Consider the following 17,745-nt stretch of genomic DNA (forward strand, 5'->3'; position numbering starts at 1 on the left):
GGGGGGAGGGGCCGAAGCTGGTCCGCCAGCCTATTCGGCGGCCTGGTCGTGCCGCATTCCCTGCGACGAACCCTTCATCCCGCTCAGGACCTCCTCGGCCGTGGCCTTGCGGTTCTTCACGGAGCTGGTCCACTGGCCCCACACGTTGGGGTCGATCTTGTCGCCGTTGTTGCCCAGGTTCTGGAGCCGGCGCTTGTCCTCGTCGGTCAGCACCTGCTTGGGCAGCGGCGGCAGGTTGCGGACGTCGTCGGCGGTGATGCCGAGCACTTCGCCGACGCGGCGGCCATAGTCGTCATGGACCAGGAAGAAGTGCCAGATCATCCGTTCCTGGACGTCCCGCTCGCACTGGCCCAGCAGCGTGCCCATGTTCAGGATCAGGTCGTCGCGTTCCCAGTCCATCATGGTGTTGAACCGGCCGCGCGCCTGGACATAGTCGTTGCGGCGCTCCAGCACGGCGCGGGTCAGCGGGCCGCGGATCTCCGGCGGGTTGTTGGGCTGCTCCTCCGCGGTCTCCTTCAGGCCGTTGTGGATCGACGGCTCGAAATTGACGTGCGGGTTCTGCCCCGGCGCCAGGTCGCGGTAGAACGACATCTGCCCGCCCGACAGGTTGGTCGCCACCTTCGCGTTCTTGGGCGAATTGACCGGCAGCTGCAGATAGTTGGTGCCGACGCGGTAACGCTGGGTGTCGGAATAGGAGAAGGTCCGGCCGACCAGCATCTTGTCGTCCGAGAAGTCGAGACCGTCCACCAGCACGCCGGTGCCCATGGCGATCTGCTCGTTCTCGTTGAAGAAGTCCTGGACGTTGCGGTTCAGCGTCATGACGCCGACATGGCGCAGCGGGAAGTCCTTCTCCGGCCAGATCTTGGTGTCGTCCAGCGGGTCCCAATCCAGTTCGGGATGGTCATGGTCTTCCATGATCTGGACGAACATGTCCCACTTCGGATAGTCGCCGCGCTCGATCGCCTCGAACAGGTCCTTGGTGGCGGAGCCCAGTTCCTGGCCCTGGACCTTGGCCGCTTCCTCCGCCGTCAGGCTGGCGACGCCCTGGCGCGGGTGGAAGTGATATTTGACCAGGACGGTCTCGCCCTGGGCGTTGACCATCTTGTAGGTGTTGACGCCGAAGCCTTCCATGTGCCGGTAGTTGGCCGGAATGCCGCGCGGGCTGAACAGGTGCGTCAGCATATGCATGGATTCGGGCGTCTGGCTCATGAAGTCGAAGATCCGGTTGGGCTCCTGGCGGAACGTGACCGGGTCGGGCTTCAGCGAGTGGATGACGTCGGGGAACTTGATGGCGTCGCGGATGAAGAACACGGCCAGGTTGTTGCCGACCAGGTCCCAGTTACCGTCCTCGGTATAGAACTTGACCGCGAAGCCGCGCGGGTCGCGGGCGGTCTCGGAGGAGTCCCGGCCGCCGATCACGGTGGAGAAGCGGATCGCCAGCGGCGTCTTCTTGCCGGCTTCCTGGAAAAGCTTGGCGCGGGTGTACTTGGACGCGGGCTCGTCGCCGATCTTGCCGGTAACCTCGAGCTCGCCGTAGCACACGAAGCCGCGGGCATGCACGACCCGCTCCGGGATGCGCTCGCGGTCGAAATGGGTGATCTTTTCCAGGAACTGATAGTTCTCCAGCGTCGCCGGACCACGGGCGCCGACGGTGCGGGTCGACTGGTTGTTGGCGATCGGATGGCCCTGCCGGGTGGTCAGGATGCCGTCCGATGGTGCCACCGACGGATGCCCCTGTCTTTGATCAGTCATGGCGTTTTCCCCAAGCTGCTTGGTTTTAGCGGCGGACCGCCTGCCCAGAAGGCTGAGGGGCCCACCGCATTAACCATATGGCCGCATGAAGGTTACACGCCAAGGTCGGTTTTCTTAGAATCGTTTTATTTCGATGTTGTACTTCCGCAGGGCGTAGCTGACCTGCCGCGTGGTCAGGCCGAGCAGCCGGCCGGCCTTGGCCTGGACCCAGCCGGTGCGCTCCATGGCCCACAGCAGGCGGTCGCGCGGGGTGGTGAATTCCGGTTCGTCGGGGCCGCCGTTGCCGATCCGCATGCCGAGAAGCTCGCCGACCGCGGCCTCGTTCAGGGCGTCGGCGGACGGGGTCGCGTCGGAATAGGCGGGCGCGCCGCCGGCCGGCGGCTGCGGATGCTGGGGCCGCATCGGCTGGGCCGGCGGCACGGGGTTGCCGGCCGGGACGGCGTTGGGCGGCAGTGCCGCGGGAGCGGCGGCGCAGGACCCGCCGGTGGCGGCCGAACAGCCCGGCACGCCGCCGGTGCTGCAGCCGGCCCGCGCCGGGGCGGCCTGGGGCAGCGCCGGCATCGGCATGCCGGGCGGTGCCGCGTAGCCGGGGATGCCGGGGACGGACGCGCCGGCGGTCGGGGTGACCGTGCGGTGATGCCACAGGGTCGAGGAGTAGCAGAGGTTCATCTGGCAGGACAGGTCCAGGTCCCAGATCACCCCGTCGCGGCACAGGGTCGCCGCCCGCTCGATGCAGTTCTCCAGCTCGCGCACGTTGCCGGGCCAGGGGCATTTCTTAAGGACGTCGAGGGCGTCGTCGTGGAGCGCCACGTTCAACTGGTTCTCGCGGTTGAACTTCTGGACGAAATGGTTGGCCAGCAGCGGGATGTCGTCGCTGCGCTCGCGCAGCGGCGGCAGGAAGATGGTCACCACGTTGATGCGGTAATAGAGGTCGGCGCGGAACCGGCCCTGGGCGACCGCCTCCTCCAGGTTGACGTTGGTCGCGGTGATGATCCGCACGTCGGTCTTGATGGTCCGGGTGCCGCCGACCCGCTCGAACTCCTGCTCCTGCAGCACGCGCAGCAGCTTGGCCTGGAAGGAGGGCGAGATGTCGCCGATCTCGTCCAGGAACAGGGTGCCGCCGGTCGCCAGCTCGAACCGGCCCTTGTGGTCGCGGTTGGCGCCGGTGAAGGCGCCGCGCTCATGGCCGAACAGCTCGGATTCCAGCAGGCTTTCCGGCAGCGCCGCGCAGTTGATCCGGATGAAGGGCTGTTCCTTGCGCGAGCTGAGCATGTGGATCGCCCGGGCGATCAGCTCCTTGCCGGTGCCGCTCTCGCCGCGGATCAGCACGGTGGAGCGGAACGGCGCGACCCGGTGGACCTGGGCCAGCACCTCCTGCATGCGCTTGCTGCTGCACACCACGTTGTCGACCTGGTAGTCGACCTTGGACACTTCCTTCTGGAGGCGGAACTTCTCCCGCATCATGAAGCGCCGCTCCTCGGCGACGGTGCGGTGCAGGCGCACGGTCTGGCCGATCAGGTTGGCGACCATGGTCAGCAGGCGGACGTCGCTGTCGAAGTTGCCGGCGTAGCCCTCGTCGCTGATCCGGTCGATGGTCAGCACGCCGATGCATTCGCCGGCGGCCTTGATCGGCACGCCGACCAGACTGATGACCACCTCGGCGATGTCGTTGCGCCCGCCGGTGCGGTTGAGGAACAGCGGCTCGTCGGCCAGGTTCGGCACGACGGCCGGCATGCCGGTCTTGACGATCCGCCCGACGATGCCCTCGCCGGCGCGGTACTGGCCGCGCTCCATCTCCTCCTGGGACATGCCGAGCGCCGCGATCAGACGGAGCGTGCTGTCGTCGGTCAGCAGGCAGATGCGCCCGCGCTGCATTTGCAGATGGTACGACAGCAGCCTCAGAACCTCGCGCAGCGTCTGCTGCAGGTCGAGTGAGGAACTCAGGATCTTGCTGACTTCATAGATAGCGAAGAGTTCAACGCTCGATTGGTTGTGGCGTGTCGCTCCGGCCATGGGCAGAACCCCTTCCTCAAGGCAATCAGGGACAGATCAAGTCATCCCGCCACCGATGATGGCGGGTTCAACCCCAGTATCACCTCAGACCCTTCCCGGTGCGCCGGCCCCTTGCCCTTGTGCGCCGCCCGCTGACGCGGGCCGGCCGGGCGGTTGTGGCGGGAACGGCGGCTTCATGCTTCACTGAGCGGCATGACGAAGGCTGGATCCCTTCGCGCCTGCAGGGGCGTGCCATGCCCCTTCGCCCTTGGATCGGGTCTTTGCCGCAGTGCGAAGTGTCAAAAATAATCGAGCCCCGCGCAAGCGTCATCTTCCGAACCTCGAACCTGTCCGCCCCCGATCGGGCGGTTTTGCCGCAAGACCCCTATATACTCCTTTCGATAGATGCAGACTAGGACGATTCGCCGAGCGGATTACAGACTGCCCTGTCACGTTCGGGCGTGTCCGGATGGAGCGGCGGAAGGCCCTTGCCGCGAACTGATATATTAGTATATCATTTCCGGCATCAGAGCAGCCCGCCCCACGGGGAACGACGGCAGCCGGAGGAAACGCGGCGGATGACTTCAGGAATCGACGAGACCGGCGGCAAGACCGCCGAAGGGACCGCCGAAGCGCATGCTGCCTCCCCGAAGCCGCGCACCCGGACGGCGCCGATGCGCCGGACCGCTCCCAAGACGGCGCTGCCCGGCGCGGCGCTGCGGGGTTCCACCGTCTCCGCCGCCATTCACCGCGAGCTGCGGGCGGAGATCGTGTCGATGCGCCGCAAGCCCGGCGAGCCGATCGTCGAGAAGCGGATCGCCCAGGACCACGGAGTCAGCCGCACGCCGGTGCGCGAGGCGCTGCTGCGCCTGGCGGACGAGGGGCTGGTGGACATCTTCCCCCAGTCCGGCTCCTTCGTGTCGCGCATCCCGGTCGCCGAGCTGCCGGAAGCCATCCTGATCCGCAAGGCGCTGGAGGAGGCCGCCGTCCGCTACGCCGCCGCCCAGGCGACGCGGTCCCAGGTGGCCCGGCTCCGCGCCAACCTGGAATACCAGCGGGAGATGAGCGAGGGCGCCGACGCCGGGGGCTTCCACGAGGCCGACGAGGCGTTCCACGCGCTGATCGCCGACACCGCCGGCTGCCCCGGCTTCTGGACCCTGACCCGGCAGGTCAAGGTCCAGGTGGACCGGTATCGGCTGCTGACCCTTCCCGTTCCCGGCCGCATCCGGTCGGTGATCGCCGAGCATACCGCCATCGTCGACGCGATCGAGGCCCACGACCCGGCCCGCGCGGCCGAGACGATGGCGGCGCACCTGGACAGCCTGCGCGCGAGCATCGGCGACATCCGGGAGAACAACCCCTTCTTCTTCTCCGACAGGCCGGAGGGGGCGGGCGGCTGACGCGGCGGAAGCCGGGCCGGCACCAGAAGACAGAAGCAATCAATCGAGGAAACGACAATGAGAACGACGATGACGCGCCGGACCTTGCGGAGCCGGGCCCTGAAGCTGATGGCCTCCGCGGCCCTCGTGGCCCTGGCCGCGGTCGCGGTTCCGGCCGGCGGCGCCCAGGCCCAGCAGGTCACCTTCCGGTCCGCCGACATCCATCCCGACGGCTACCCGACCGTCGAGGCGGTCAAGTACATGGGCGAGATCCTGGCGCGGGAGACCGACGGCCGGCTCGGCATCAAGATGTTCAGCTCGGCCCAGCTGGGCGACGAGAAGGACACGATCCAGCAGACCCAGTTCGGCGTGATCGACATGAACCGGATCAACCTGGCGCCGCTGAACGGCCTGATCCCGGAGACCCGCGTCCCGTCGATGCCGTTCCTGTTCCGCTCGGTCGACCACATGCACGCCGTGGTGGACGGCCCGATCGGCGACGAGATCCTGAAGACCTTCGACTCCCAGGGGCTGGTCGGCCTCGCCTTCTACGACAGCGGCGCCCGCAGCTTCTACAACAGCAAGCGCCCGATCAGGACGCTGGACGACATGAAGGGCCTGAAGATCCGCGTGATCCAGTCCGAGGTCTTCATCGACACCATCAAGGCCCTGGGCGGCAGCGCCACCCCGATGCCGTCGGGCGAGGTCTACAGCGCGATTCAGACCGGCGTGGTCGACGGCGCCGAGAACAACTGGCCGACGTACCAGAGCCAGCGCCACTTCGAGCAGGCCAGGTTCTACTCGCTGTCCCAGCATTCCATGTCGCCGGAAGTGCTGGTGATGTCCAAGCGGGTGTTCGACAAGCAGACCCCCGAGGACCAGGCGCTGATCCGCCGGGCCGCGAAGGAGTCGGTCGCCAGGATGCGCGAGCTGTGGCAGGCCCGCGAGAAGACCGCCGAGGCCGAGGTGCTGGCCGCCGGCGTGCAGGCCAATGAGGTCGACAAGGCCGTCTTCGAGAAGGCGGTGGAGCCGGTCTACGCCAAGCACATCACCGACGCCAAGCTGAAGGACCTGGTCGAGCGCATCCGCGCGGTCAAGTAAGCCGCCACCGCCCAGCGGGGCCGCGCCCCGAGGCACGGTCCCCCTCTCCCGCCATGCCGAGCCGCCGTGCCGACCCGACCGGGTCCGGCAGGGCGGCTCCTGCGGAGGTTCGCATGAAACCCGCGCTTGCCGCGTACTCCCGCCTGCTCGACGTGCTGACCCGCCTCGCCCTGTGGGCCGGCGGGTTCGGCCTGGTCGCCATGACCGCCGCCATCGCGTGGCAGGTCTGGGGCCGCTTCGTGGTCGGCGATACCCCGAGCTGGACCGAGCCGGTGTCGCTGTTCCTGATGCTCTGGTTCATCCTGCTGGTCGCCGCCGTCGGCGTGCGCGAGCGTTTCCATCTCGGGCTCGACCTGATCCGCGACACGGTGCCGGAGCCGGTGCGGGTCGCCATGGACCTGTTCAGCTACGTCACCGTCGGCCTGTTCGGCGGCGCCATGGCCTGGTACGGGCTGGAGCTGGTGCTGGGCACCTGGAGCGCCACCGTCCCCGTGCTCGGCATTCCCGAAGGCATGAACTACCTGGCGCTGGTCGTGTCCGGCACCCTGATCGTGCTGTTCTCGATCGAGCGCTCGCTGATCCTGCTGGTCGAGCGGACCTCCGCCACCGGCGCCGAATCCCATGCCCAGGCGCACGCGCCGGGCGCCGCGATGCCGACGGCCGACTGAGGAAACCGCCACCATGGAACTCACCATCCTGTTCGGCACCTTCGCGGTGCTGCTGGTGCTGGGCGTGCCGATCGCCTTCGTGCTCGCCATCGCCAGCTTCGCGACCATCGTCCATATGGGCCTGCCGCCGCTGATCGTGTTCCAGCGCATGGCGTCGGGCATGAGCGCCTTCGCCCTGATGGCGATCCCGTTCTTCATCTTCGCCGGCGAGCTGATGGTGCGCGGCGCCATCGCGGAGAAGCTGGTGCGGCTGGCGGCCGGCGTGATCGGCCACCTGCGCGGCGGCCTGGGGCTGGTCAACGTGATGTCCAGCACCTTCTTCGGCGGCGTGTCGGGGTCGGCGGTGGCCGATGCCTCGGCGGTCGGCGGGCTGATGATCCCGCAGATGAAGGCCCGCGGCTACGCCGTGGACTATTCGGTCAACATCACCGTGACGTCCGCGATCATCGCCCTGATGATCCCGCCCAGCCACAACATGATCATCTACTCGATCTCGGCCGGCGGCATGATCTCGATCGCCGACCTGTTCACGGCCGGCATCCTGCCGGGGCTGCTGCTGGCGGTGCTGCTCATGGTCGCGGCCTATGTCGTGGCCCGCAGGCGGGGATATCCGGCCGAGGTGTTCCCGGGATTCCCCGCGCTGATGTCGATCTTCCTGAACGCGGTGCCGGGGCTGCTGCTGATCCTGGTGATCGTCGGCGGCGTGCGGTCCGGCGTCTTCACGGCGACCGAAAGCTCGATGATCGCGGTGGTCTACGCGCTGCTGATCACCCTGCTGGTCTATCGCAGCCTGAGCTGGGCCGATTTCGTCACGGCGACCCTGGCGGCGGCGCGGACCACGGCCATGGTGCTGCTGGTGATCGGGGCCGCGGCCTCGTTCGGCTGGCTGCTGGCGCTGCTCCAGGTGCCGGCCGCGACGGTCGAGTTCATGCAGTCGCTCAGCGACAACCCGCTGGTGATCTTCCTGCTGCTCAACGTGGTGCTGCTGTTCCTCGGCTGCTTCATGGACATGTCGCCGCTGATCATCATCACCACGCCGATCTTCCTGCCGGTGGTCACCGCGTTCGGCATGGACCCGGTCCATTTCGGCGTGATCCTGGTGCTGAACCTGGGAATCGGGCTGTGCACCCCGCCGGTCGGATCGGTGCTGTTCGTCGGCTGCGCCGTGGGCAAGATCCCGATCATGCAGGCGGTCCGGACGATCTGGCCGTTCTACATCGCCTGCATCGTAACGCTGATCCTGGTGACCTACATCCCCGCGATCTCGCTCTTCCTGCCGAAGATGTTCGCGAACTGAGCCGCCGTCTCCGCCAATCAACTTTCCGGCCAGCCACGATCTCCGATCTTCCGCCTCTCATACGTCATACGCGGGCTTGACCCGCGTATCTCCCGGCAGGAAGCGCCGATGCGGTTCACGTGGAGATTGCCGGGTCAAGCCCGGCAGTGACGGACCGGGAAGATCGGTCCATCGCGTGCCGCCACTCCAACACACAGGAAGAAACCCGATGAAGATTTCCGTCAGGCAGGTATCCCACCCGGATGCCGTCCGCACCTTCGACACCGAGACGCTGCGCGGGCAGTTCCTGATCCCGTCGCTGTTCGAGGCCGACGAGATCGCCCTGACCTACAGCCACATCGACCGGCTGGTGGTCGGCGGCGCCACCCCGGTGGCCGGCCCGCTGACGCTGGAGTCCTCCAAGGAGATCGGCTCCGACACCTTCCTGAAGCGCCGCGAGCTGGGCGTCGTCAACGTGGGCGGCGCCGGGCGGGTCGTGGTGGACGGCACCGCCTTCGATCTGGCCCCGCGCGACGGGCTCTACGTCGCCATGGGCAGCGCGGACGTGCGGTTCGAGAGCGCCGACGCCGCCAACCCCGCCAAGTTCTACCTGGTCAGCGCGCCGGCCCACGCCCGGCACGAGACCATGAAGATCTCGCTGGAGCAGGCTCGCAAGGTGACCCTGGGCGACATCGCCCAGTCCAACGACCGGACCATCTACCAGATGATCCACCCCGAGGTCTGCCGGTCCTGCCAGCTGGTGCTGGGCATGACGGTGCTGAAGCCGAACAACATGTGGAACACCATGCCGTGCCACACCCACGACCGGCGGTCCGAGGTCTATCTGTACTTCGACCTGCCGCAGGACGGGCGCGTCTTCCACTTCATGGGCGAGCCGACCGAGACCCGGCACATGGTGATCGCCAACGAGCAGGCCGTGCTGTCGCCGGGCTGGTCGATCCACAGCGGCGTCGGCACCAGCAACTACACCTTCATCTGGGCCATGGCCGGCGACAACCAGGACTTCACCGACATGGACATGGTGCCCATGACCGAGCTGCGCTGAGGGAGGGGACGCCATGACATCCTTGGGGACTTCGCCCGGAACTTCGCCCGGAACCCCGTTCGACCTTGCCGGGCTGACGGCGATCGTGACCGGGGCGAACACCGGCATCGGCCAGGGGATCGCGGTGGCGCTGGCCCGGGCCGGCGCCGGCATCGCCGCGGTCGGCCGCTCGTCCATGGACGAGACGGCCGGCCTGGTCGCCGGGACCGGAGCGCCGTTCCTGGAGATCCGGGCCGACCTGGGCTCCACCGAGCCGCTGGCCGGCATCGTGGAGCGGACCGTGGGCTGGAGCGGCCGGGCCGACATCCTGGTCAACAATGCCGGGATCATCCGCCGGGCCGACGCGATCGAGTTCACCGAGGAGGACTGGGACGCCGTCATGGACGTCAACCTGAAGTCCGCCTTCTTCCTGTCCCAGGCCTTCGCCCGCCGGCTGCTGGAGGCCGGGCGGCCAGGCAAGATCATCAACATCGCGTCGATGCTGTCCTTCCAGGGCGGCATCCGGATCCCGTCCTACACGGCGTCCAAGAGCGGGCTGGCCGGCCTGACCCGGCTGCTGGCCTGCGAATGGGCGGCGCGCGGGATCAACGTGAACGCGCTGGCGCCGGGCTATTTCGTCACCAACAACACCCAGGCGCTCCGCGAGGACCCCAAGCGCAGCGCCGACATCCTGGGCCGAATCCCCGCCGGCCGCTGGGGCAAGCCGGAGGACCTGGGCGGCGCCGCGGTCTTCCTGGCCTCCCCGGCGTCGGACTATGTCCACGGCGTGGTGCTGCCGGTGGACGGCGGCTGGCTGGTCCGCTGAGGTCTGCGATGGACAAGAGATGGACAAGAGAGGAGCGAGGGACATGGAAACCGGATCGAACCAGGACGCGAGGCGCGGCAGCGACGTCTTCCTGAAGGACGCCGAGATCGGCTGGGAGACTGTCGGCGAAGGGCTTCGCCGGAAGATCCTGTGCTATGACGAGACGATCATGATGGCCCGGGTCGCCTTCGAAGCCGGCGCCGTCGGCACCCCGCACCGCCACCCCCATACCCAGTGCAGCCTGGTGGAAAGCGGCGTCTTCGACATCACCATCGCCGGCCGCACCGAGCGCCTGTCGGCCGGCGACAGCTTCGTCGTGCCCTCCGACGCCCTGCACGGCGCCGTCAACATCGAACCCGGCATCCTGCTGGACGTCTTCACCCCACTGCGCGAGGACTTCCTGCCGCCGGCATGAGCGGAAAAAATCCATGGGCGGTTTATGGTTAACGAAATTGAAAGGATTCTAACCTAGAACTGGGATCACGCACATGGTTGCGTTTCCTCCCTAAGACTTGGGCCCCGCGCGTCATCCGCTGCGGGGCCTTTTTTTCGTCCGCCCGTTCGCCCGGACCCCCGCCCTCCAAGCCGCACTTGAACCCGCCCGCCACCTGGGCTACTCAACCCCTGCCGGATGGGTGGCCGAGCGGTTTAAGGCAGCGGTCTTGAAAACCGCCGTGGGTGCAAGCTCACCGTGGGTTCGAATCCCACCCCATCCGCCATTCGCATTGGGTAAGCCGCTGTTTCGAAACGAGTTTTTGAGCGGATCAGGTTTCATCCCCTCATTTAGCCCCATATCACAACGCGGCTGTGGGCGATTTGACATGGACAACGGCGAACCATTGACGGGCGGAGCGGATATCGCGCCATAATCCCGGAAACTGTGATCGTGTCCCAGGCAGTGGTGTAGGAGCACCAGTTCCGGGTCAGGCCCGTAGGGAAGGGCGCAGCCGACCGGAGGGCCTGACCCGGAACGAACTGGCTGTCGCTGACGAGCGTCGTTTGGAATGGTGCATATTCCGGCTCTGGAACTTCCCACGCGAGCCGAGTGCGTTCGAACTGTATCCGCCGCTTGATGCCCACGTGACGCTTACAGCCATAACCTTCCAGGCCGGCTTCTCCTGAGTCAGGCCGGCGCTCATCGTGAAGTCGTCGTTCAGCACCGCCGCCGCGTCGGCCAGCTTCAGCCATTCACCCGATGATCAAGCTCACATTATTGAAGCTGCAAGCGTTAGCCCCCCGACAAGGACCGGTTCAGGTTGAACGCACAATGATGGTCAGGCGCCGTGAACGGTGGATTTCGACGATCCTGCGGCGCAGCGTCTCGAACACATCCTCCGGCAGGAATCCGTAGTCGAAGCGGTCGGGACGGGCCGGCGAGACTGGACGCAGGTCCGGTCCTGGCCAGACGAAGCGGTTCACCTCGTCGGCGATGATCCATGACGCCTCGGCATCGAGACCAAGGTGCCGTTTGACCTTCATCGGCAGAAGCACGGCGGTGGCAGAATCGGTCGGCGGCCGATGCGTGACCGGGACCACCGTCACCACCAGGTCGCCATCCTGTTGCCGCGCCGTCAGCACGATGGCGCAGGGGCGGTTCTTCACTCCTTCCTCCTGACCGCGATGGTGCTCGTGCCGCCAAAGATAGGCGTAGCGGATGACGAGACCGGGCGCTGGAGCCGGCAGCGGCATCTATGCGTTCACGGACGGGAGATCACGGCAGGTCGTCGCTGCGGTACCGGTGCTCGTCCGGAATGCGCGCCGTTTCGATCGCCGCGATATCGTCTTCACTGAGTTCGGCGACCGCCAGTGCCTGTCGGTCGAGCCGCCTCAGGCGTTCGTATTCGCCGGCCGACAGGATCACCACGCTGGGACGGCCGTACTTGGTCACGATCACCGGTTCGACCAGCGCCTGATCCTGATAACGGCCGAAGTTCTTCTGGACATCGCCCGCAGTGACGGAGTGGGACATAGGCTATCTCCTAAATCTTACGGAAGATACGGAACATCGGCGGATGCGTCAACGAGGAAGACCAGAGACTGGCCGCTGAGCCCCGCCTTGCCAAGCGGCGAATGCTCGAAGCCGGTTCCCGCCTCTCCACCTCTGCTCGGATACCCATTGTACCGCGCTGCCGAGAACCTGAAGCGACCTCGACGGTGTCTTCGAAGAAGTGTTCCATCAGACCAAAAGCCGCCGATCCGGTAAACGGCGCTCCGGACCCGATCCGGCGATACCAGGGCAGGAACAGGAATGGCACCACGAAGGGGCAAGGCGCCGCCGCAGCCCATACTGAACGCGATGCAGGGCATCGTCTACGGGAGCGACCGGCGGGTGAAGCGACAGCATGTGAAGTGGTGCCATATCGAGGTGTCATATACAGTGCCCGTCAGGCCGCCCGTCGTGGCCGCAGCCATGAGCGTCGGGAAAGTGTATTCTCCGGGTGCGCGTTTTGCCGTGGGTGCCGAGATGGGAACTCGTCGGATGAGCCAGTCCGCTCTCGTCCACCGAGCAGAGGAAGCCGGGCTCGTTGCAAAATGGGCTATCGGTCACCGGGCGGATTGCTCCGGGAAAGAGGAGGAGATGCTGTGCCGGGCCGCCTGTTTTCCGACCGCGCCGCCCTTGAGGCGCTGTGCCGACGCTTCCATGTCCGCCGGCTTTCCCTGTTCGGCTCCACCCTGAAAGGGACCGCGCGGCCGGACAGCGACATCGATTTGCTGGTGGAATTCGCGCCAGGGCGGGAACCGGGCTATCTGGCGCTGGGCGAACTCCAGGCCCGGCTTTCCGCCCTGGCGGATGGGCGGCCCGTGGACCTCCGCACCCCTGAGGAGCTGAGCCACCATTTCCGCAACGCCGTGGTGCAGGCGGCCGAGGTGCAGTATGCCGCCGGAGGATAGGATCCGCATCCTGCACATGATCGAGGCGGCGAACACGGCCTTGCGCTTCGTCACCGGGCGCCGGCGCGAGGATCTCGACAACGACGAGATGCTATTGTTCGCCTTGCTCCGTGCCGTCGAGGTTGTCGGGGAGGCCGCCTCGCGGGTCTCCCCTGAAACACGCGCCGCAGCTCCCGCCGTACCATGGGCATCGATCGTCGCCATGCGGAACCGATTGGTCCACGCGTATTTCGACGTCGACCGTAATATCGTCTGGAGAACTGTGACCGAGGAGCTTCCGCCGCTGATCTCACTCCTGGATTCCCTGACGGAAAATGAATGATGAGCGCCCGCGACATTCGCCGCCCCCTCAGCCGACCCGCCGCTCCAGCCACCCGACCGCGAAATCCGTGATCGCCGCCGCGTCCACCAGCGCCGCGGGCGCGTCCCCGACCAGCCCCCGGGCACCCCGGCCGGCCGCCAGGAACTCCTCCACGACGGTGCCGAAGTAATCCTCCTTCAGGCCGGGGACGACCGGATCGGCGGTTTCGAACTCCTCCACCATGCGCCACACGGTCCCGGCCGGGGTGGCGAACGGGACCTCCTGCCGGCGGACGCGCTTGCCCGGGAGGCGCGCCAGATGCTCGGCATGGTGCAGCAGGGTCATGGTGTCCAGAGGTGCTCCGACCATCAGCACCTTGCCGCGCGCGGCGACCAGCTTCGCCAGGGGCGATCCCTCGCCGTAGCCGTAGTCGAGCGGATGGTCGGCGGTGAACCACGCAGTCCGCGCGCCGACGGCGGCGACGGATGCCCCGGGGTTGCCGCTCCGCCGGCTGCCGGGATAGGTCCGGACGAACTCCGCCAGGATGCCGTTGTCCCGCGCCGCCCGCGAGGCCAGGGGGTCGAAGGGGGGCACGTGGGGGCGCCAAGCCCTGGGGACGCGGCCGTCCCGGTCCAGCAATTCGTCGTACCGGGCGTCCCAATCGGTATAGGCGAGGATGGTTCCGCCCGGGCCGCCCGCGCCGCCGACCGCGTCGAGCAAGGCGCCGATCAGCGCGTCGGGGCCGTTCAGCAGCCGCCCGACGCGGCTCATGGCGGCGTGGACCATGACGGCGTCGCCGGGGCGGATGCCCAGACGCTCGATATCGTCGCGCAACGAAGTCCTTGTCCGGAAAGGCAATTCCAGGGTCATGCCGTTTTCGCCCTTTGCTGCCCTATTTTGTCCTATCCGGGACGAAACTTGTAATAGCGAAATGACCCATTAATGCTCCACAAAACTGCTTAGAACCCGGGCACCGCTGATCGAGGGTGCAGGCGCCATTCCATGAAAACCAGATCCCGCCTTACGCTGCTTGTCGCCGCCGCGTCGATGACCTGCGCCATCCAGGCCGCCGGTCCCGCATGGGCCCAGACGCAGGCGCAAACACAGGCTCAGGCCCAAGCACAGGCCAACACCGTGGACCCCGCCTGGTTCCGGACGCCGGAACCCCAGGGCACCGGGGCCAGAACCATCCCGGTCCGCAGCGGGCAGTCGCTCCAGGACGCGCTGAACCGCGCCAAGCCCGGCGACGTGGTCGAGATCCACGAGGGAGTCCACAAGGCCTCGAGGGGCTTCGTCATCCTCAACTCCGGCACGCCGTCGCAGTGGATCACCGTGCGCGCCGCGGCGGGGGCGACGCCGACGCTCGACCTGAACAACACGGGGTCGTTCCAGATCACCGCGTCCAACATCGTGGTCGAGGGGCTGGAGATCGTCAACGGCCTGGGCGACAACATCCATATCTCCCCGTGGCAGGGATCGATCCGCAACATCATCGTGCGCGGCATGAAGATCCATTCGCTGAAGACGGGTGCCGGCGCGGCGATCAAGATCAACCGGAACAACCAGATCAGGGCCGACGTCGAGAACGTCTATATCGAGGACTCCGACCTTCAGCAGCCGATCAACAACGCCGTCGTGGACGGTGTCGGCGTGCGCACCGCCGTGGTCCGGAACAACTGGATCCACAACCCGACCCAGGGCAATTCCGGCATCTTCTTCAAGGGCGGCTCCTCCCAGGTCCTGATCGAGGGCAACCTGATCAGCGGCATCCGGGGCAATTCGGCGCTCATGCTGGGCGGCAACAGCGGCGGGCAGTATTTCGACCCGGATTTCGCCTCGCAGGAAGGCGTGGACCAGATCGCGCGCAACAACATCATCGCCGACTACGACGATTCCGCCATCGAGGTCCGGGGCGTGGTGCGCGGCGCGATCTATCACAACACCATCGTCGGCGCCTCGCCCTACACCGCCTTCCGCCTGACCTACGGCAACAACGCCGCCGGCGGGCGGAGCGGCAACCAGCAGATCACGATCAGCGACAACCTGGTCATCCACACCGCGCCCACCCCCATGATGTATGCCTGGAACGACGGCAACGTGGGCAGCTTCAGCGTCGGCCCGCAGCTGTGGGCGGGGCTGTTCAAGCAGTACGAGCGCAACGGCCTGCCGACCTTCCCGCAGAAATTCGACGTGCCGGTCAGCCGGTACGACGTCGCCAACATCGTGCGGAACCCGAGCTACGAGGGCCTGGCCGGCCTGGACGACGCCCGCTCGCGCTATGCCCTGACCGCCCGCAGCCCGGCGCTGGGCAACGCCAGCGGCCTGACCAGGACGCTGTTCGACGCCGTCGGCGAGGCGCGCGCGAAGATGCCCTCGCTGGGCGCGCTGGAGTAGGGCGGGGGCCGCTCCCGCCCGCGCGGCCTATCGGCGGCGGCCGTCCGGATCGTCCAGGCGGCGGCCGCACAGCAGGTCCAGGGCCATGACGCCCGCCACCGCCGCGGTGGCCGCGGCCACCCTTTCCGCGTCGGAGCGGTCCGAGGCCCAGGCCCTGCCCAGCAGCGCCAGGTCGATCGCGTCGCCGCCGACCCGGGCCCAGACCCAATCGGCGCGGGCCGGCCGGCGGGTCGCCAGGATGCCGATCTCGCTGGCGATCTCCCGCACACCGACCGCCCGCATCGCCGCCAGGCTCTCCTCCCCGTCGGGCACCCCGATCAGCCGCGCCATCCCCGCGGGTGCCGCGATCTGCGCCATCCCCAGCGCCAGGCTGAACCAGCCCAGCCCCCGGGCCAGCCGCTCGCCCGTCCCGTCGGCGTGCCGCCACGGCACCGGCCGGGTCTCCCGGTTCTCCCGATAAGCAGTCATCGACATCCCTCCTCGGATCTGGCTTCCGCGCTCCGGGTCGGCCAACAGGCGCCGGCCCCCGACCTTGCGCGGTCCGCCCGGATTAACGCTTCTGCCGCGGCCGGCGGCGGTGCGGGACCGGGTACCGGGGACCACGAGCCCTGAAGGAATACCGGCCTGCGCCACGGAACATATCCGATATCTTTCGAGAGATGTTCCAGTGTTCGCCGATACAATTGAAACATAAATCCCGGTCTCCTGAAATATCCAGGACAAATCCTTGGGCTATCACTTTGGCCGTCCGCAACGCTCCGGATCGAGATTGCGGGAACCGGGATCCTGGACCGGCCGGAAGAGGCCCGAGCCAGGCGCCCCAGATTTCAACACCGGCCCCGACGCGGGCCTGTACCAAGGGGACCACACATGGCCAATCCCACCAACGGCAACGACATCCTCGACGGCACCAACGGCAACGACGTCATCGTCGGCCTGGACGGCGAAGACATCCTGAACGGCAAGGGCGGCAACGACACCCTGATCGGCAACCGGGGCACCGACAAGCACAATGGCGGCCACGGCAACGACAAGATCGTCTGGAACAACGGCGACGGGTCCGACTTCAACGACGGCGGCTCGGGCTACGACACCCAGATCGTCAACGGCTCGGTCACCGACGGCGACCAGTTCGTGGTCAAGGCCAACGACTCCGGCTTCGTGTTCGACCGCGTCAACCTGGTGCCCTTCAAGCTGACCGACAAGAACATCGAGAAGCTGGAAGTGAACGGCGGCGGCGGCCACGACACGCTGAAGATCGGCGACATGACCGGTACCAGCCTCAAGGAGGTCCTGTTCAACGGCGGCCACGGCGACGATTTCCTGGATGCCAGCGCCACCAACATCCCCGTCAAGGCGAACGGCGGCTCGGGCAACGACACGATGCTCGGCGGCTCCGCCGACGACGTGCTGAACGGCGACGGCGGCAACGACGTGCTGGTCGGCGGCCGGGGCACCGACAAGCACAATGGCGGCCACGGCAACGACACCATCGTCTGGAACAACGGCGACGGGTCCGACTTCAACGACGGCGGCTCCGGCTACGACACCCAGGTGGTCAACGGCGCCAACGCCGCCGGCGACGAGTTCGTGGTCAAGGCCAACGGCTCCGGCTTCGTGTTCGACCGCGTCAACCTGGTGCCGTTCAAGCTGACCGACAAGAACATCGAGAAGCTGGAGGTCAACGGCGGCGGCGGCGACGACAAGCTGAAGATCGGCAACATGGCCGGGACCAGCCTGAAGGAAGCCGTCTTCAGCGGCGGCTCGGGCAACGACAGGCTGGACGCCTCCCACGCCCACATCAAGGTCACGGCCGACGGCGGGCACGGCCACGACTGGCTCACCGGCGGCTCGAAGGACGACATCCTGAAGGGCGGCGCGGGCGACGACCATATCAGCGGCGGGCACGGCGACGACAAGATCTACGGCGGCGCGGGCAAGGACACGCTGACCGGCGGCAGCGGCGCCGACCATTTCTACGTGGACAAGTACGACGTGATCACGGACTTCCAGAAGGGGATCGACACCATCCACTGGATCGCCTGATCCCCGCCCGAACGGGAAACGGGAAAGACTGCCGGGCCTGGAAGATCTCCGGGTCCGGTCCCGTCCGGGACAT

The 17,745-nt window shown here is 67.2% G+C and carries 17 protein-coding genes and 1 tRNA gene; 12 read left to right on the forward strand and 6 right to left on the reverse strand.

The features are described 5' to 3' along the window. Positions 1–30: 30 nt before the first annotated feature. Together IGS68_RS02385 and nifA are read right to left on the reverse strand one after the other, a co-directional pair. Complete coding sequence (locus IGS68_RS02385; protein WP_201077054.1) at positions 31–1,752, reverse strand: catalase; 1,722 nt, start codon at positions 1,750–1,752, stop codon at positions 31–33. 114 nt (positions 1,753–1,866) lie between these two features. Beyond that, complete coding sequence (gene nifA / locus IGS68_RS02390) at positions 1,867–3,765, reverse strand: nif-specific transcriptional activator NifA (protein WP_201077055.1); 1,899 nt, start codon at positions 3,763–3,765, stop codon at positions 1,867–1,869. A gap of 557 nt (positions 3,766–4,322) precedes the next feature. On the opposite strand from nifA, the gene IGS68_RS02395 reads away from it, so the two are divergent. From IGS68_RS02395 to IGS68_RS02430, 8 genes are all read left to right on the forward strand, one after another. Continuing rightward, positions 4,323–5,144, forward strand: coding sequence for a GntR family transcriptional regulator (locus tag IGS68_RS02395; RefSeq protein ID WP_201077056.1), 822 nt, complete (start codon positions 4,323–4,325; stop codon positions 5,142–5,144). Between the two features lie 57 nt (positions 5,145–5,201). Further along, entirely contained in the window at positions 5,202–6,224 is a 1,023-nt protein-coding gene (locus IGS68_RS02400; protein WP_247881137.1) for a TRAP transporter substrate-binding protein, read from the forward strand. 113 nt (positions 6,225–6,337) lie between these two features. Beyond that, positions 6,338–6,892, forward strand: a complete 555-nt coding sequence (locus IGS68_RS02405) for a TRAP transporter small permease (RefSeq protein WP_201077057.1) — start codon at positions 6,338–6,340, stop codon at positions 6,890–6,892. 13 nt (positions 6,893–6,905) lie between these two features. Further along, complete coding sequence (locus tag IGS68_RS02410) at positions 6,906–8,189, forward strand: TRAP transporter large permease (RefSeq protein WP_201077058.1); 1,284 nt, start codon at positions 6,906–6,908, stop codon at positions 8,187–8,189. Positions 8,190–8,397: 208 nt separating this feature from the next. Next, entirely contained in the window at positions 8,398–9,234 is an 837-nt protein-coding gene (gene kduI / locus IGS68_RS02415; RefSeq protein WP_201077059.1) for a 5-dehydro-4-deoxy-D-glucuronate isomerase, read from the forward strand. Between the two features lie 13 nt (positions 9,235–9,247). Further along, positions 9,248–10,039, forward strand: a complete 792-nt coding sequence (gene kduD, locus IGS68_RS02420; RefSeq protein ID WP_201077060.1) for a 2-dehydro-3-deoxy-D-gluconate 5-dehydrogenase KduD — start codon at positions 9,248–9,250, stop codon at positions 10,037–10,039. Between the two features lie 43 nt (positions 10,040–10,082). Next, positions 10,083–10,454, forward strand: a complete 372-nt coding sequence (locus tag IGS68_RS02425) for a cupin domain-containing protein (RefSeq protein WP_201077062.1) — start codon at positions 10,083–10,085, stop codon at positions 10,452–10,454. A gap of 214 nt (positions 10,455–10,668) precedes the next feature. Continuing rightward, positions 10,669–10,758, forward strand: a tRNA-Ser gene (locus tag IGS68_RS02430). Between the two features lie 532 nt (positions 10,759–11,290). On the opposite strand, the gene IGS68_RS02435 is transcribed toward IGS68_RS02430, so the two are convergent. Together IGS68_RS02435 and IGS68_RS02440 are read right to left on the reverse strand one after the other, a co-directional pair. After that, positions 11,291–11,728: a type II toxin-antitoxin system PemK/MazF family toxin gene (locus tag IGS68_RS02435; protein ID WP_201077064.1), complete on the reverse strand. Its 438-nt coding sequence runs from the start codon at positions 11,726–11,728 to the stop codon at positions 11,291–11,293. 22 nt (positions 11,729–11,750) lie between these two features. Then, complete coding sequence (locus IGS68_RS02440; RefSeq protein ID WP_201077066.1) at positions 11,751–12,008, reverse strand: type II toxin-antitoxin system Phd/YefM family antitoxin; 258 nt, start codon at positions 12,006–12,008, stop codon at positions 11,751–11,753. A 614-nt stretch (positions 12,009–12,622) separates the two neighbouring features. Between IGS68_RS02440 and IGS68_RS02445 the strand changes: the two genes are divergently transcribed. Both IGS68_RS02445 and IGS68_RS02450 read left to right on the forward strand, forming a co-directional pair. Continuing rightward, a complete protein-coding gene (locus IGS68_RS02445) occupies positions 12,623–12,931 on the forward strand; it encodes a nucleotidyltransferase family protein (RefSeq protein ID WP_228421036.1) in 309 nt (102 codons plus the stop codon). A gap of 16 nt (positions 12,932–12,947) precedes the next feature. Next, a complete protein-coding gene (locus IGS68_RS02450) occupies positions 12,948–13,253 on the forward strand; it encodes a HepT-like ribonuclease domain-containing protein (RefSeq protein ID WP_247881138.1) in 306 nt (101 codons plus the stop codon). Positions 13,254–13,280: 27 nt separating this feature from the next. Here the strand turns inward: IGS68_RS02450 and aac(3) are convergent, their stop codons facing one another. After that, positions 13,281–14,066, reverse strand: coding sequence for an aminoglycoside 3-N-acetyltransferase (aac(3), locus tag IGS68_RS02455; protein WP_201077072.1), 786 nt, complete (start codon positions 14,064–14,066; stop codon positions 13,281–13,283). A 168-nt stretch (positions 14,067–14,234) separates the two neighbouring features. Here aac(3) and IGS68_RS02460 point away from each other — a divergent pair, with 168 nt between their 5' ends. Next, positions 14,235–15,626: a right-handed parallel beta-helix repeat-containing protein gene (locus tag IGS68_RS02460; RefSeq protein WP_201077074.1), complete on the forward strand. Its 1,392-nt coding sequence runs from the start codon at positions 14,235–14,237 to the stop codon at positions 15,624–15,626. 27 nt (positions 15,627–15,653) lie between these two features. Here IGS68_RS02460 and IGS68_RS02465 read toward each other — a convergent pair whose 3' ends face one another. Further along, complete coding sequence (locus IGS68_RS02465) at positions 15,654–16,094, reverse strand: hypothetical protein (protein ID WP_201077076.1); 441 nt, start codon at positions 16,092–16,094, stop codon at positions 15,654–15,656. 402 nt (positions 16,095–16,496) lie between these two features. On the opposite strand from IGS68_RS02465, the gene IGS68_RS02470 reads away from it, so the two are divergent. Further along, a complete protein-coding gene (locus IGS68_RS02470; RefSeq protein ID WP_201077078.1) occupies positions 16,497–17,672 on the forward strand; it encodes a calcium-binding protein in 1,176 nt (391 codons plus the stop codon). Positions 17,673–17,745: the final 73 nt, after the last annotated feature.

This window comes from Skermanella sp. TT6 (assembly GCF_016653635.2).
Taxonomy (GTDB): domain Bacteria; phylum Pseudomonadota; class Alphaproteobacteria; order Azospirillales; family Azospirillaceae; genus Skermanella; species Skermanella cutis.

Excerpts from the sequence above, each read along its gene's own strand:
- IGS68_RS02465 (WP_201077076.1), bottom strand. The coding sequence starts at position 16,094 with ATGACTGCTTATCGGGAGAACCGGGAGACCCGGCCGGTGCCGTGGCGG.
- IGS68_RS02405 (WP_201077057.1), top strand. The coding sequence starts at position 6,338 with ATGAAACCCGCGCTTGCCGCGTACTCCCGCCTGCTCGACGTGCTGACC.
- IGS68_RS02470 (WP_201077078.1), top strand. The coding sequence starts at position 16,497 with ATGGCCAATCCCACCAACGGCAACGACATCCTCGACGGCACCAACGGC.
- kduI (WP_201077059.1), top strand. The coding sequence starts at position 8,398 with ATGAAGATTTCCGTCAGGCAGGTATCCCACCCGGATGCCGTCCGCACC.
- IGS68_RS02440 (WP_201077066.1), bottom strand. The coding sequence starts at position 12,008 with ATGTCCCACTCCGTCACTGCGGGCGATGTCCAGAAGAACTTCGGCCGT.
- IGS68_RS02410 (WP_201077058.1), top strand. The coding sequence starts at position 6,906 with ATGGAACTCACCATCCTGTTCGGCACCTTCGCGGTGCTGCTGGTGCTG.
- IGS68_RS02450 (WP_247881138.1), top strand. The coding sequence starts at position 12,948 with ATGATCGAGGCGGCGAACACGGCCTTGCGCTTCGTCACCGGGCGCCGG.
- IGS68_RS02400 (WP_247881137.1), top strand. The coding sequence starts at position 5,202 with ATGAGAACGACGATGACGCGCCGGACCTTGCGGAGCCGGGCCCTGAAG.
- IGS68_RS02385 (WP_201077054.1), bottom strand. The coding sequence starts at position 1,752 with ATGACTGATCAAAGACAGGGGCATCCGTCGGTGGCACCATCGGACGGC.
- IGS68_RS02425 (WP_201077062.1), top strand. The coding sequence starts at position 10,083 with ATGGAAACCGGATCGAACCAGGACGCGAGGCGCGGCAGCGACGTCTTC.
- IGS68_RS02460 (WP_201077074.1), top strand. The coding sequence starts at position 14,235 with ATGAAAACCAGATCCCGCCTTACGCTGCTTGTCGCCGCCGCGTCGATG.
- IGS68_RS02395 (WP_201077056.1), top strand. The coding sequence starts at position 4,323 with ATGACTTCAGGAATCGACGAGACCGGCGGCAAGACCGCCGAAGGGACC.
- IGS68_RS02435 (WP_201077064.1), bottom strand. The coding sequence starts at position 11,728 with ATGCCGCTGCCGGCTCCAGCGCCCGGTCTCGTCATCCGCTACGCCTAT.
- kduD (WP_201077060.1), top strand. The coding sequence starts at position 9,248 with ATGACATCCTTGGGGACTTCGCCCGGAACTTCGCCCGGAACCCCGTTC.
- nifA (WP_201077055.1), bottom strand. The coding sequence starts at position 3,765 with ATGGCCGGAGCGACACGCCACAACCAATCGAGCGTTGAACTCTTCGCT.